At 72.0% G+C, this 14124-nt stretch carries 15 protein-coding genes; 7 read left to right on the top strand and 8 right to left on the bottom strand.

Translation table 11 applies throughout. The annotated features are described in order from the left end of the window. Window positions 1–103: 103 nt before the first annotated feature. Both DMP17_RS39405 and oxdA read right to left on the bottom strand, forming a co-directional pair. The gene (locus DMP17_RS39405) at window positions 104–607 is read right to left on the bottom strand and encodes a hypothetical protein (protein ID WP_337832192.1); all 504 of its coding nucleotides are present in this window, start codon (window positions 605–607) and stop codon (window positions 104–106) included. 435 nt (window positions 608–1042) lie between these two features. After that, the gene (gene oxdA / locus DMP17_RS39400; protein WP_337832191.1) at window positions 1043–2101 is read right to left on the bottom strand and encodes an aliphatic aldoxime dehydratase; all 1059 of its coding nucleotides are present in this window, start codon (window positions 2099–2101) and stop codon (window positions 1043–1045) included. Window positions 2102–2397: 296 nt separating this feature from the next. Between oxdA and DMP17_RS39395 the strand changes: the two genes are divergently transcribed. Next, window positions 2398–3378, top strand: a complete 981-nt coding sequence (locus DMP17_RS39395) for a helix-turn-helix domain-containing protein (RefSeq protein ID WP_337832190.1) — start codon at window positions 2398–2400, stop codon at window positions 3376–3378. Between the two features lie 107 nt (window positions 3379–3485). Next, complete coding sequence (locus DMP17_RS39390) at window positions 3486–4931, top strand: aldehyde dehydrogenase (protein WP_337832189.1); 1446 nt, start codon at window positions 3486–3488, stop codon at window positions 4929–4931. A 49-nt stretch (window positions 4932–4980) separates the two neighbouring features. Here DMP17_RS39390 and DMP17_RS39385 read toward each other — a convergent pair whose 3' ends face one another. Continuing rightward, window positions 4981–5529 (bottom strand): hypothetical protein, encoded by a 549-nt coding sequence (locus DMP17_RS39385; protein ID WP_337832188.1) that lies wholly within the window; start codon window positions 5527–5529, stop codon window positions 4981–4983. Window positions 5530–5639: 110 nt separating this feature from the next. Here DMP17_RS39385 and DMP17_RS39380 point away from each other — a divergent pair, with 110 nt between their 5' ends. Then, window positions 5640–6662, top strand: a complete 1023-nt coding sequence (locus DMP17_RS39380; RefSeq protein ID WP_226350329.1) for a phenylacetaldoxime dehydratase family protein — start codon at window positions 5640–5642, stop codon at window positions 6660–6662. On the opposite strand, the gene DMP17_RS39375 is transcribed toward DMP17_RS39380, so the two are convergent. The 3 genes from DMP17_RS39375 to DMP17_RS39365 form a co-directional block, all read right to left on the bottom strand. Further along, complete coding sequence (locus DMP17_RS39375; RefSeq protein ID WP_226350330.1) at window positions 6649–6882, bottom strand: hypothetical protein; 234 nt, start codon at window positions 6880–6882, stop codon at window positions 6649–6651. The genes DMP17_RS39380 and DMP17_RS39375 overlap by 14 nt on opposite strands. A gap of 28 nt (window positions 6883–6910) precedes the next feature. Further along, window positions 6911–7960 (bottom strand): MucR family transcriptional regulator, encoded by a 1050-nt coding sequence (locus DMP17_RS39370; protein ID WP_337832187.1) that lies wholly within the window; start codon window positions 7958–7960, stop codon window positions 6911–6913. Between the two features lie 74 nt (window positions 7961–8034). Next, window positions 8035–8181, bottom strand: coding sequence for a cyanase (locus DMP17_RS39365; protein WP_226350331.1), 147 nt, complete (start codon window positions 8179–8181; stop codon window positions 8035–8037). Between the two features lie 310 nt (window positions 8182–8491). Here DMP17_RS39365 and DMP17_RS39360 point away from each other — a divergent pair, with 310 nt between their 5' ends. The 3 genes from DMP17_RS39360 to DMP17_RS39350 all read left to right on the top strand — a co-directional run bounded on the left by DMP17_RS39360 (window position 8492) and on the right by DMP17_RS39350 (window position 10793). Beyond that, on the top strand, window positions 8492–9181 hold the full coding sequence (locus tag DMP17_RS39360) for a M24 family metallopeptidase (protein ID WP_226350332.1): 690 nt from the start codon (window positions 8492–8494) through the stop codon (window positions 9179–9181). 43 nt (window positions 9182–9224) lie between these two features. Beyond that, window positions 9225–9656: a TOBE domain-containing protein gene (locus DMP17_RS39355; RefSeq protein ID WP_337832186.1), complete on the top strand. Its 432-nt coding sequence runs from the start codon at window positions 9225–9227 to the stop codon at window positions 9654–9656. A gap of 78 nt (window positions 9657–9734) precedes the next feature. Continuing rightward, complete coding sequence (locus tag DMP17_RS39350; RefSeq protein ID WP_337832185.1) at window positions 9735–10793, top strand: methyltransferase; 1059 nt, start codon at window positions 9735–9737, stop codon at window positions 10791–10793. A 59-nt stretch (window positions 10794–10852) separates the two neighbouring features. On the opposite strand, the gene DMP17_RS39345 is transcribed toward DMP17_RS39350, so the two are convergent. After that, on the bottom strand, window positions 10853–12343 hold the full coding sequence (locus DMP17_RS39345; protein ID WP_337832184.1) for an aldehyde dehydrogenase: 1491 nt from the start codon (window positions 12341–12343) through the stop codon (window positions 10853–10855). Between the two features lie 165 nt (window positions 12344–12508). After that, window positions 12509–13171, bottom strand: a complete 663-nt coding sequence (locus DMP17_RS39340; protein WP_337832183.1) for a TetR/AcrR family transcriptional regulator — start codon at window positions 13169–13171, stop codon at window positions 12509–12511. A gap of 180 nt (window positions 13172–13351) precedes the next feature. Here DMP17_RS39340 and DMP17_RS39335 point away from each other — a divergent pair, with 180 nt between their 5' ends. After that, window positions 13352–14107: an alpha/beta fold hydrolase gene (locus tag DMP17_RS39335; RefSeq protein WP_337832182.1), complete on the top strand. Its 756-nt coding sequence runs from the start codon at window positions 13352–13354 to the stop codon at window positions 14105–14107. Window positions 14108–14124: the final 17 nt, after the last annotated feature.

The raw sequence follows: 14124 nt of genomic DNA, 5'->3' as shown, positions 1-14124 counted from the left end.
AACCGGAGGTCGCGAGACGAGCCGGTCGGTCGAGCCGGACTCCGAGACGGGACGGCCGCTGATTCGTGTGGGGTCTGCCGCTATCTCGCGTGAACATCGCCGCTCAGGACGACGAGGTGATGCGTCCGGAGATGGTGCCGGCGGTGGCCTGCGCATTGGCGGAGACCGAGAGCACGACCGTGCCGCTCTGTCCCGGGTTGATCTGGGCGTACGGCGTGTTCGACTGACTGATGGTCCAACCGTTCGGTACGCGCTCGGGGGTGAACGAGGACGTCATCAGCGGCACCTGGCCGGTGTTCTCGATGCGAATGGACACGGAGCAGGATCCGGGAATCACCTCGGGCGTCTTGCCCTCGACGAGCGTGCGTGAGACAAGCGGGTTGACCGTCACCGCGGTGGTGCTGTCCACGGTGACGTTCGAGCAGTCGGCCGATGACTTGGTGCCTGATGCGCCGGCGACCTTGGCTGAGGCGGTGGAGTCGATGAAGCCGGTCGTGCCTCCGATGGTGGTGGTGAGGACGACGATGGCGAAGGCGATACCGCCGGCGAGCAGGAGGCCGAGGGGGATGCCCACGAGGACGGCGGTGCGGCGGCTGATCTTCTTCACGGTCTCTCCCCGTAGGTCGCGCCACTGTGTCGGTGGCACCCGTGAAGACGATCGAGACCGCACGGTCGTTAACGTCGATCATCAGGGCTGATGATCGAGGATCCTCCTGCTCGACGTGCATCCGTTTGTGGCGCGAACCGCAAGCACGGTCGTTCCTGCGGCCCCTGCGCTGCGAGCTCCACCGTCGTCGCAGCGCAGGGGGCTGTGTGAGATGTCAGGGTCGGGCCTTCCGAGCTCTGGCTTCGTGATTCGATTCCCGTCGCCCGCTCCATCGCCTGAAGTGCACGTTCGAGGTCTGCTGCACGATCGACCGCGGTGAGTGGGTCCTGCCTGCTCGGTCCGGCAGTCAGGCAGCTCCGCTCGGGAGCGACTCGTCCTCGCCCCCGGTCCTCTCCGCCGGGTGCGCTCCTGCGGCGCACCCGGCGTCCGATGAGGTCAGGCCCGGGCCGGCACCACCGCGTCGCGCAGCAGCCCCGTCGCCGGGTGGCAGTTGACGTACTCGTAGTATTGGTCGCCGGCGTCGAAGACCGAGACCTCGTGGTAGAGCCGGAGCTTCTCGAGCCGCTCGACGACCCGGAAGAAGGTCACGAAGATCCGCAGGTGCGTGGGGTGGGACTCGGCCCAGCGCTCCAGCAGGTCGAGCGAGCGCCAGTGGCCGATGTTGTAGGACTTGTCGACGGGGTTGCCGTCGAGGTCGATGTAGCGGACGTACCGGTTGCTGTAGCAGCCGATGTCCTTTCCGTTGTCGCGCAGGAAGTCCATCCCCTGGCGGAGGACCGGTTCGATCTCCTCGGAGTAGAGGGTCCGCTCCCGCTCGCCGGCCTCGGCCCAGTCCTGGCCCGAGCGGATCAGCGCGATGTTGCCGTGGGGTCGTACGAGGACCCGGCCTCGGCGCGACGGGTCCTCGGAGGCCGTCAGCTCCCCGTCGGCGCCGAGCCATTCGGTCTGCGAGAGCGGGATGCGGTCGCGCATCGAGCCCCAGTAGCCGTGTTCCTCGATCTCGCCGCTGACGCCGTCCATGATCGCTCCGACGCCGGGGAAGTCCTCGGTGAAGGCGTAGAGCGTCTCGAACTGGTCGGCACGCGGCGAGAGGATCTCGCGGAAGACCCCGACGTCGGCCGCGAGGCGCTCGTCGGAGTTCCACCAGCCGGCGACGTCGGGGCCGGACAGCCAGCGCTCGTAGGTCGCCGGATCCCGCCAGTAGCCGACGGCGATCAGGTTGACGTGGTCCTGTGCGTCGGTGTGCTCGGTGGTGTCGTACTCGCCGGGGCCGTCCGGGAGCGCGAACTGGCCGACGATCTCCCGCAACGTGCGCAGCGCCTCCGCGCGGTGGTCCTCGCCGCGGTACTGGACGCCGAAGTAGCCCATCACCACCTGCGTGAGGTCGTTGCCGGCACGGGCGACGAACATCGGGAACGGCGGCCGGTAGTCGTCCGCGACGCGGCGGGACAGTGTCCGCGGGCACTGCAGGTGGGTGTCGATGGCTGATTCCATGGCGTGCTCCCGGCTGGTGCTCTGGTTCCGCGCCCTGATGGGCGGTGGCGGGAAGGTAGGAGCGGCTGCCTGCATCAGTCAATGAGTAGTGACGTATTGACGTAGTCGTCGGTGGCTGCCTGTATCGTTCCGCAGATGCGGCCGATATCGTCTCTATCAGGAGCAACAGCGACATCAGTCTGGTGTGCGGGTCATCGGGCGGCCGTCGGCTCGCCGCGTGCACTGTGTCGGCACGGTCAAGTTCGTGCGACTCCCACGGAGGGGGCGCCCGCCCGACGTCGCGGCGGAGATCGCGGATGACCGTGCTCGAGTTCGACACCGCGACGGTGCCCGAGGGGGAGAGGCTCGCGCGCTGGTCGTCCTCGGTGCACGCCCAGCTCGGGACCCTGGACGTGCTTCCCCGGGCGGGCCGGACGGTCTCCGGCAGGATCTCCGGGACGCGGCTCGGCGCCGGTCGCGTGTCCCGCCTCGCCGCCGGACCCCACCGGTTCGTCAGGGCGCAGCGTCACATCGACCCCTCGGCCGAGGCCGGGCTGCATGCCGCGCTGATCCGGCAGGGCCGCTCGGTGGCGGTGCAGGGTGGTCGCGAGGTCGTGCTGGGCGCCGGAGACGTCGTCGTCCTGGACGGCGGGAGCCCGTTCACGCTGACCGCCGTCGACCCGTTCGACTACACCATCTGCACGCAGCCGATCGGCATGGCGGGTGTGCGTCGGGCGCAGGTGGCCCGGATGCGGGCCGTGCGGTTCGACGGCAGGGACGGCATGGGGGCGGTCGTCGCCACGCTTCTCGACTCGCTGCACCGTGTCGCCGCCGCGGAGCTGTCCGGTCCGGCCCTCGACGGCGTGCAGCGCACCATGGCGAACCTGTTCGCCATCCTCGCCGGCAGTCAGTCCGACGGGCAGGCGTCCGGGTCGGTCCACGTCGAACGGGCCCGCGAGGTCATCGAGGGGCTGCTCCCCGAGGCCGATCTCGGGCCCGCCCTCGTCGCGGCGCGGTGCGGGATCTCGGTGGGGCACCTGCACCGGCTCTTCGCCGAGACCGGCACCTCCGTCGCCGCCGTCATCCGGGAGCAACGGCTACGACGGTGCCGGGCCGAGCTGGGCGACGCCAGGTCCGCGCACCTGACGGTGGCCGAGGTGGGCGCTCGATGGGGGTACCCGAGCCCGGCGTGGTTCGGCCGTGCGTTCCGGGCGCGGTTCGGCTGCTCACCGGCGCGCTACCGGGCGGAGGAGCTCGAGCCCGTCCGGTCGGGGGAGGCCGGTCGCGGAGGGCGCTGAGGCGACACGTGTGGACGCGATCACCGCATCTGCTGAACTATGGTCGACTGATAACCGAAGCAGCGGAAGTGTGCTGTCGTGCATCGCAGTCCGACGAAGGAGTCGCAGTGAGCACCGTGTACGAGTCCCTGTACATCGGCGGGGAGTGGGTCTCCCCGTCGTCGTCGCGCACCATCGAGGTCGTCTCCGCCAGTACGGAGGAGGTCATCGGCCGGGCTCCCGAGGCCGTCGAGCGGGACGTCGACGCCGCTGTCGCGGCCGCTCGTGCCGCGTTCGACGACCCGTCGGGCTGGGCGATGTGGGCGCCCGCGGACCGGGCCGCGGTGATGGAGCGGCTCGCCGACGAGCTCGACGCCCGCGCGCCCGAGATGGCCCGTCGGGTGGCGTCGCAGAACGGCATGCCGATCTCGATCGCCGCCCAGCTGGAGGGCGTCTTCCCCCAGGTGCTGTTGCGCTACTACGCCGGCCTGATCCGCAGCACCGAGCTCGACGAGGTCCGCGACGGGCTGATGGGCGGGCGGATCCGGGTGACCCGCAAGCCGATCGGCGTGGTCGCCGGGATCGTGCCGTGGAACTACCCGCAGACCCTCGCCGCGTTCAAGCTCGGGCCGGCGCTCGCGATGGGCTGCACGATCGTGCTCAAGCCCAGCCCGGAGACCGTCCTCGACGCGCAGCTGTTCGCCGAGGCGGCGGCCGCCGCGGGCCTCCCGGCGGGCGTGGTGAACATCGTCCAGGGCGGTCGGGACACCGGCCAGTACCTGATCGAGCACCCGCAGGTCGACAAGGTCGCCTTCACCGGGTCGACGGCGGCGGGCCGGACCGTCGCCGAGACCTGCGCACGGCTGCTGCGTCCGGTCACCCTCGAACTGGGTGGCAAGTCGGCGGCGATCGTCCTCGACGACGCCGACCTCGCCTCGAACCTCGAGAGCCTGTTCGGCGCGACCCTGCTCAACAACGGCCAGACCTGCTACCTGGGCACACGCATCCTGGCGCCCTCGTCGCGCTACGCCGAGGTCGTCGACACGCTGACCGGGTTCGCCCGCAGTCTCCAGGTCGGCGACGCCCTCGACGAGCGGACCCAGATCGGCCCGGTCGCGTCGTCGCGGCAGCGGGACCGGATCGAGGGCTACATCGCCAAGGGGGCCGGCGAGGGTGCCCGGATCACCACTGGCGGTGGACGCCCGGCAGGGCTCGACCGCGGCTGGTTCGTCGAGCCGACCGTGTTCGCCGACGTCGACAACCGGCACACGATCGCCCAGGAGGAGATCTTCGGGCCGGTCCTCTCGGTGATCTCCTACGCCGATGTCGACGACGCCGTCCGGATCGCCAACGAGTCCGACTTCGGTCTCGGTGGCAGCGTGTGGACCTCGGATCCCGAGCGGGGCGAGGCGGTCGCGGCCAGGGTGCAGACCGGGACGATCGGCATCAACGCCTACCTGCCCGACCCGGCCGCACCGTTCGGTGGTGTCAAGCAGTCCGGGCTGGGTCGCGAGCTCGGACCCGAGGGGCTGGTCGCCTACCAGGCGCTGAAGTCCATCTACCTGGCGCCGTGAGACCGACGGCCGTCGCCCTACCGGTCCGGGGCGGCGGCCGTACGCCGGCTCAGCTGCCGATCCGTGCGACCCGCAGCTCGACCAGGTCGCTCACGTAGCGGCCGCCCTTCACGTCACCCGGCACGGCGACCCGGGGCCGGTCCAGCGGCTTCCCGTCCTCGGTCAGAGCCACGAGCAGGCCACGGTTGCCGAAGTCGGGGGAGGCCTCGCCGTAGGAGACGAGGGCGCGGTACCCGTCGGCGCCGACCGCGAGGACCCCGAAGGACAGCAGGTCGTTCTTCGCGTCGGTGGTGGCGAGTGCCTCCGGCGGGAGCAGCCGGACGAGCGGCACCCCGCTCAGGGTGTGCTCCTGCGGGCCCTTGCCGCTGCCGTAGCGGACGGTCACCGTCGTCTGGGGCAGGGCCGCGAGGTCGGCGCGGCTCCAGGTCCGCGGCGCGCGGACGTCCCCGGACACGGCCACCTCGCCCGGCGTCGGTGCCGTGGCGGTGGTCGTCGCCGCCGGGGCCGGGGCCGGCGCGGCGGGGGCGGGGGACCCGCAGCCGCTGACCAGCGCCGCCGTCGTGAGGAGGGCGAGCAGCAGAGCACGCGTCGTGGGCATGGGAGCAGACTAGATCGAGACCCGGATGTGCGGAACCGATCGTCTGCACAGTCCGCGGATGCGGTTTCTCGGCGACGATGGACGTGACGCCGACGCACGGAGGTTGGTCCATGCCCCTGGACTCCGCGATCCCGCCGCACCTGCGGGAGGCCCGCGTCCTGGAGGCGGCGTCCCCGGACGGCCACCACCCGCCCTACCCGTCGTTCTCGGCGTGGGCCGAGCCCGACGTCCGGCAGGTGGTGATCGCGTTCCTCGGAGCGCAGGGTGCGGGGCGCACCGATGACCTCGGTTCCGCCCTGCGGGGTGCGGACGGGCCCCGCCATCACGACCGTGCGGTCTCCGCCGGGAGGGACGACCGCCCCGCGGAGACCGTCGTCGCCGCGTACTGGACCGACCCGCTCGCCTTCGAGCGGTGGTTCGACGCCCACCGGGAGGCGTGGCTGTCCCCGGCCGATGGTGGTCGATGGATCGAGGCGGTCCGGCCGTCGGTCCGTCGGCTGGAGACGATCGCGGGAGCGCGCAGCCGGCCCGAGGGAGTGGCCGTCGTCGCGGAGCGGTTCTCGGACGCGGTCGTCGAGCACGGCTACTGGGGCAGCATGCGTGACCGGATGCCGGCATCGGCGACGGAGGCCCTGGGCGACCCGTTCACCCCCTGGGCGACCGTCGTGGACGACCGCGTCCGGGTGCGGGGACGGGGGAGCGTGTGCCTGATCCGGTCCGGCCAGGACTGGTCCGACACCGGCGACGACGAACGCAGGACCTACCTCGACGCGATCGCGCCGCGCCTGCACGAGGGCATGGACCATCTCGCGGGACCCGGCGGGCCGGCCGCGGGATGCCTGAGCAACCGCTTCCTCACCGTCGTCGACGACGACGGTGACCCCGTCGAGCGCACCTACGGGCTGGGCTGGTGGCGCACCATGGCCGACCTGGAGCGATGGTCGGCGTCGCACCGCACCCACCTGGCGATCTTCGGCGCGTTCGGACGCGCGGTCCGGGCGCAGGGCGGTCGTAGTGCCCTGCGGCTCTACCACGAGGTCGCCGTCGCGGCGCCCCATGAACAGTGGTTCGAGTACGCGGGCTGTGTTCCGGGGACGGGGCTGCTCGCAAACGCGGCGATCAGTCCTCGGTGATCGCGGCCAGCTCGCGGGCCGTCCGTTCCCGCACCCGGTGGGACAGGCCGGCGGCCGGGCCGTCGTCGCGCAGGCAGTCCGGGCAGGGATGCCACCGTCGCGCGCCCGAGGCCAGTCGCTCGTCGACCGGGGTCAGGGGCAGGTGCTCCCCGGGGGCAGGCGTCCACGACCGGTTGCACCCGTCGTTGCTGCACCGGAGAGCGGAGTCGGCGCTGTCCATCAGGAGTCCTCGATCGGGTCGGACGGGTTCATCGGACGGTGGGGCCCGCGTGCCGGCGGAGCCAGGTCGGTGGCCGGCCGCACTCGTCCGCGATCCGCCGCCAGCTCCAGCCCGCCTCCCGGCGGTCGCGGAGGTAGGCGTCGAGATCCGCGAACCCGTGCGTGTCGGCCACCCGGCCGGCGTGGTCCCGGGCCGCCGTCCGCACCGTCACGTGCGGGGTGAGGGTGACGCCGTGCCGTTCCATCGCGGCCGTGACGGCGTACCGGCTCATGCCGACCTCCTCGGCGATCGCCCGCACCGAGCGGTGCTCGACGAGATGGCGCCGGCGGAGGAAGGCCCCGACGTCGTCGAATCCGCGGATCCGGCGGGACAGCTCCGCGTCGTGCCGCGGCGGGCGCGGCCCGGAGACCATCTCCGCCACCTCGCGCGCGGTGTCCGGGTCCACGGTCCGCAGGTGCCGGCTGAACCAGTCCTTGTGCAGTCCGGCGGCCCGGCTCAGCCCGGCCAGGCTTCCGCCGTCGGTCAGACGGCTCCGCACGAGGCTCCCGACGTCGGCGAACCCGGCGTCGTCGGCCGCACGCTGTGCCACCGCACGCAGGCGGGCCACCGACGCCCGGCCGGCGGCCTCGTGGCGTACCCGGGGCGGGATCGCGGCCAGGGTCAGCAGGGTCTTGCGGCGGCGCTGCTCGGGCTGGCGGCGTCCGCGCGCCGCCGATGCCGCCAGCCGGGACAGTCGGCCGGTCGCGGCCCACTGTCGTCCGACCTCGCACCCGGCCCGCACCGCGGGATCGTCCCGGCGCCGCCGTTCCATGGCGCGGGCCCGCCGCTCCCGGGTGGCCCGGCCCTCGAGCGGCTGGCTCCGTTCCAGCCCGAAGGCCTCGCGGTAGCCGGCCCGGTCCCAGCCGTGTGCCCGCAGGTGGGCGCCCACCGAGCGGAACCAGTCGCCACAGAGGTGGCACCGGGCGTGCTCGACGTCGATCTGCATGACGCCGATCGGGACATGGAACACCGTCCCGTCGGCGAGCCGCCCGAGCGGGCGGGAGCTACGAACACCGCTGTCGAATGCAGCCTCCGACATCACACCCCCCTGACTAGTCACAGTGAGACTAATCAGGGGGTGGTGTGCCTGTCACGAGGTCGGGACGCCGCGTCTCACCGGACGCGGTAGGGGAGGACCTTCCCGTTCAGGGTGATCACGAGGCGGTCGCCCTCCGGATCGGCGACCCGTGCCATGGCGAGCTCGAAGCCGATGGCCGAGACGATCCCGTCGCCGAACTCCTCCCGGACCAGCTCGGACACGGTCGAGCCGGGACCTGTACGACCTCGCCCGGTCGGTGGGCCAGCGGGTCACTGGGGCCGACGGCGCCCGCGTCCCGTCGCCGCCGAGCTCGACGGAGCCCGGGCCGACGCACCCTCGGCAGACCGGTCGACGGTGCCGACCTGGGTAGACGTCCGGCTCCCCGGACGGTGGTTCGGCGTCGAGTCACCCGCGGCCCCGGGCCGGGCCTATCTCCGCTGAGGCGTTGTTATCGTCAGGAACGAGCCGCACACGCGGAGAAGGCGGACCGTTGCGCGGACGCGAGGGCTGGGCGCGGAGGGGGAGTCGGCGATGGCTACGGAGGAGCACGCTCGGGTGGCGGCCCTGCGCGACGCCGAGGCGAAGGCGTCAACTCTGTTCGACGAGGTGGTCGACCGCGGTCTGATCGTGCCCGGGGTGACCGAGCACGCGCTGTCCGGCCAGGTCCGGGAGCTCGCATCGGAGCTGTTCGGCATCCGGCGCTTCTGGCACAAGCGGATCGTCCGGGCCGGGCCGAACACGGTGCATCCGTACCGGGAGACCCCGCCCGACCTCACGCTCGCCACCGACGACATCGTCTTCCTGGACTTCGGCCCGATCTTCGACGAGTGGGAGGCGGACTTCGGCCGCACCTACGTCCTCGGCGACGACCCGGCCCGGCATCGGCTCGCCGCGGACCTGCCACGGCTGTGGGATGCAGGACGACGGCACTTCCACGAACGGCCGGACATCACCGGCGAGGAGCTGTATCACCACGTCCTGGGGCTGATCGCCGAAGCGGGGTGGGAGCACCCGGAGACGCACGCCGGACACCTCGTGGGCGAGTTCCCGCACGAACGGATCGACGGGGAGGAGCGCGGCAGCTACATCACCGCCGGAAACCGCGCGCCGCTGCGACGCGTGTCGCCGTCGGGGAAGACGTGCCACTGGATCCTGGAGATCCACATCGTCGACCCCGGGCGAGGGTTCGGGGGTTTTTACGAGCAGCTCCTCGACATCTGAGCCGCTCGGTCGTGGGAACACCTCGGGCCTAGGATCGCCGAGCATGGTGGAGTACCGAGTCACTACGGCGGCGCGGATGGTGGGTGTCGGTGACGACGTCTTCCGCCGATGGATCGCCAAAGGTGCCTTCGTCTCCGGTCGCGACTCCGGAAACCGGATGATCGTCGACGGAGCAGACCTCGCCACGTTCCTGCGCGACAACCCCGGCCTCGGCCCCGACGACCCGCGGCCGGGGGACACGTCGGCGCGCAACCACATGGTCGGGCTCGTGACGTCGGTCGTCAGTGATCTCGTCATGGCGAAGGTCGAGATCCAGGCCGGGCCCCACCGGGTCGTGTCGGTGATGAGCAGTGAGGCGGCCCGCGAGCTCCGCCTCGAACCGGGTTCGCTGGCCGTCGCGGTCGTCAAGTCGACCGACGTCATCATCGAGACGCCCACCGTCGGACAGGACTCCGGACCGGGTCGGTCATCCTGATCATCCCCGCATACGCATGCCCATCCATCCTGATGCAACGCAGGTGCGGCTCATCCGAGGGCAACCTACGGTCAGGACATGGAAGGTGTGCCCGTCGTTCCCGACCCCACGGCGCTCTACCGGATCCGAGACTCCGCCTGCGCGACCGATCTCCTGGTCGCGGCCGTCGCGGAGCTCGACCTGTTCAGCCTGCTCGCAGGGATCGGGCCCACGACGGCATCCGAACTGTGCGGCGAACTGGGGCTCGCCGCCCGACCTGCCGACGTCCTCCTGACGCTCTGCGCGGCACGGGGACTCGTCGACCGCGATCTCGCCTCCGGTGACCTCATCCGGGTGACCGACCTCGCCCGAGCGCACCTCACTGCGGGCTCGCCGTACGACCTCCGTGCCTACTACCGGTCTCTCGCCGAGCGACCAGGAGTCCAGGAGCTCGTCCGGGTGCTCCGGACCGATCGGCCGGCCGCCTGGGCGAGCAGCACAGCGGGCGGCGCCGTCACCGCAGACCGACGGGACTGGTCGGGCCGTCTCGTCGATCCGGACTTCGCCGGTCGCATCACCGCCGCGATGGACGCCCGGGGGGCGTTCCTCGGCCCCGCGCTCGCCGACACTCTCGCCGATCTGCCCTGCACCGGGCTGCTCGACATCGGCGGCAGCTCCGGTGTCTACGCCGCCGCGCTCATCGAGAAGCGAGCCACGGCCCGAGCGGCCGTCGTCGAACGCCCGCCCGTGGACGCGGCGGCCCGCTCGCTGCTGGAGGCCCGAGGTCTGGCCGGGCGAATCGAAGTGATCGGCGCCGACATGTTCAGCGATCCGCTTCCCGCGGGGTACGACCTGCACCTCTACTCGCAGGTGCTGCACGACTGGGACCGGGAGCGCGTCGCGCAGCTGCTTGCGGCGTCCTTCGAGGCGCTGCCGCCAGGTGGGTGGCTGGTCGACCACGACACCCACATCGACGCGGACAAGTCCGGACCACTCCCCGTGGCCGAGTACTCCGTCCTGCTGATGCACTCGACGCCGGGAAAGTGCTGGTCGGTCGGTGAACTCTCGGAGATGACCGCCGCCGCCGGGTTCGTCGACGCCCGGGTGCTCCCGACCGTCGCCGACCGCAGTGCGTTCCTCGTGCGCAAGCCCGGCTGACCGGCGCGCACACCACGGTGCGGTGCGCCGTCGGGGCGACGACGCACCGCACCGAGTGGTCAGCCCGGGAAGTTCCCCGGCTTCTCCTCGAAGATCATCGTCTTGTTCTCCAGGTACGGCAGCAGGCCGTCGACGCCGCCCTCCCGGCCCGTCCCGGACTGCTTGAACCCGCCGAAGCCGATACCGAAGTCCGTCCGGAAGTTGTTGTGCCCGACCGTCCCCGCCCGCAGGCGGCCGGCCACCCCCCGCGCGCGGTCGGCGTCGTGGGTGAACACCGCGGCGTTCAGCCCGTAGATCGTGTCGTTGGCGATCCGGATCGCGTCCTCCTCGTCCTCGGCCGGGATCACCGACAGGACCGGACCGAAGATCTCCTCCTGGGCGATGGACCAGGAGTTGTCGACCCCGGCGAACACCGTCGGCTCGATGAACCAGCCCCGGTCGAGGCCCTGCGGGCGGCCCCCGCCGGTCACCAGGCGCGCACCCTCGGCCTTGCCCTGGGCGATGAAGCCCTCGACCCGGTCGCGCTGGCGCTCCATGGCCAGCGGGCCCATCTGGGTGTTCGCGTCGAACGGGTCGCCGACGCGGACCTGGGAGAACGTCCCGGCCAGGGCGTCGGCCATCTCGTCGTGCCGCCGTCGCGGTACGACGATGCGGGTCAGTGACGAGCAGACCTGGCCCGACAGGAAGCACTCGGCGCCGGACAGGCTCGCCGCGGCCTCGGCGAGGTCCATGTCGTCGAGGATGACCGCGGCGGACTTGCCGCCGAGCTCGAGGGTGTAGCGGCCGATGCGCTCGCCCAGGATCGAGGCGATCCGGCGTCCCGCCGCGGTGGAGCCGGTGAAGGCGATCTTGTCGACCCGGGGGTCGCGGACCAGGGACTCGGAGACCTCGCGGTCGGCGGTGAGGACGTTGAGGGCGCCGGCGGGCAGGCCGACCTTCTCCGCGATCTCGGCCATGATGTACGGCGCGCCCGGCGCCTCGGGCGAGGCCTTGAGTACCACCGTGCAGCCGGCGAGCAGTGCCGGTGCCAGCTTGTAGGCGATCAGTGTCATGGGCGCGTTCCACGGGATGATCGCGCCGACGACCCCGACCGGCTCACGGGAGATCATCCCGTACCGGCCGCCCGCGGTCGGCGTCGCCGGCTCCTCGAACGCGAAGGTGTCGGCCAGGTCGGCGTAGAACGCGTACGCGTCCGGGACCCCGCCGATCATGGCCTGGGCCGCGCCCAGGACGATGCCGGACTCGCGCGGCCAGACCTCGACGACGTCGGCGGTGCGCTCCCGCACGGCCTCGCCGATGGCGCGCAGGAACTCCGCGCGCTGCGCATGACTCATCGCCGGCCAGGGGCCGTTGTCGAACGCGTCGCGGGCCGCGGTGACGGCCCGGTCGACGTCGGCGTTCTGGGCCTCCGGGACCTGGTAGTAGACCTGTTCGGTGGCGGGCTCGATCACCGAGATCGTGCTGGACGAGGACGGGGTGACCCACTCGCCGCCGATGAAGAACCTGTCGAGCGCCTTGAGCGGTGCCCGGGTGTCACTGGTGATGCTCATCGAGTGTCGGACCTCCATTGGTCGACGTCGCTCGTGGCGGGCGGCGGGTCGTGTGCGTGCCGCCCGGTGGCGGTTTCGAGAGTGTCACCCGAAGCGCAACTTCGCTAGCGCGGATCGAATGAGGATTATTCTCCGCACTTGCGGACAGCAGTCCCGATCGTCTTCTCAGGTCGCGGTCGACGCGTACGGAGGGCCGGTTGCTCCGGACCACGTGGGTCCGGTCGCCAGCGACCGGCGCCACTGCTCGGCCACCACCGGGGCGAGCCGCTCGGTGTCGACGGCGTCGGGGGCGAGCAGCACCTGCAGGGCGATGCCCCGCAGCTGGCCGAGGAGCGCCACGGTCACGTCGTGCGGCTCGGCGTCCGGCCGGACGGATCCCGCGGCGATCCCGGCCTCCACGTCGGTGCGCAGATCGGCGCGGAACGCGTCGTCGCGCTCCCGGAAGACGTCGGAGAGCTCCGTGTCCGTGAGTGCTTCGGTCCAGAGCAGCAGGAAGGCGCGGTTCATCGGGCCGAGATCGCCCAGGGCGCCGACGTACCCGCGTGCGAGTGTCAGCAGTCGCTCCAGTCCGGGGGCGGTGCCGGCGAGCCCCGGAACGAACCCGCTCTGCGTCGCGCGGGCCAACGCGTCGAGCAGTGCCCGTTTCGATCCGAAGTGATGGGTGACGATGCCCCGGCTGTACCCGGCACGCTCGCCGACCCGGGCGAGGGTCACGGCGCGCACCCCGGACTCGACGACCAGATCCGCGGCCGCGGCGAGCAGCGCGGAGCCGGTCTGCTCCCGCCGCTGCGCCTGGGTGCGCCGGCCGACCCGCTCTCCCTCTGGCATGCCCGGATAGTAGGCGGGACCTAACTTGCGTGTCGACTCACAAGTATCTTACGGTGGGTCCACCCCAGGACGAGGAGGGACCGATGATCGAGATCGACGACCGGGCGGTCACCCACGTCCGCAGCGGGGCGCTCGTGGAGTCGGTCCTGCAGTCGAGCACTCCGATCGGAGCGTGACCGGATGCCGGCCGTGTTCGTCCACGGCAACCCCGAGACCGCCGAGATCTGGGCTCCCCTGCTGCGCGAGCTCGACCGCGACGACGTGACCTGTCTGTCGCCGCCCGGGTTCGGCGCGCCGATCCCGGCGGGATTCGACGCGACCGTCGGTGCCTACCGGGACTGGCTGGTCGGCGAGCTCGAGGCGTTCGCCGAGCCGGTGGACCTCGTCGGGCACGACTGGGGCGGTGGGCACGTGGTCGGGGTCGCCATGATCCGCCCGGACCTGCTCCGCAGCTGGGTCAGCGACGCGGTCGGGATCTTCGACCCCGACTACGTCTGGCACGACCTCGCCCAGGAGTGGCAGACGCCCGGCCGCGGGGAGACCGCGGTGCGGAGCAGGTTCGGGGCGGCCCACCCCGAGCGGGTCGCGTCGCTGACCGGGCGCGGCATCAGCGCGGCGGTGGCCGAGCGGGTGGCGGCCGGACAGGACGAGGCGATGGGACGAGCCGTTCTCGCGCTCTACCGCTCGGCCGTCCAGCCGGTGATGGCCCGGCTCGGCGCCGACCTGCACCGCGCGGCGGAACGGCCCGGCCTGGCGATCATCGCCACGGCCGACCACGTGGGCGGCACCGAGGCCCGGCGACACCGCTCCGCGAGAAGGGCGGGAGCCGGGACCGCGGTGCTACCGGGACTGGGGCACTGGTGGATGGACCAGGACCCGGGGCTCGGGGCCCGGACGCTCACCACCTTCTGGGACGCGGTGCCGCAACGGCCGTGACCAGCTCTTGTCCACCA

The sequence above is a fragment of the Pseudonocardia sp. TMWB2A genome, assembly GCF_017312135.1.
The sequence above is the reverse complement of the archived record's forward strand: the minus strand, read 5'-3'. Positions and strand labels throughout refer to the sequence as shown.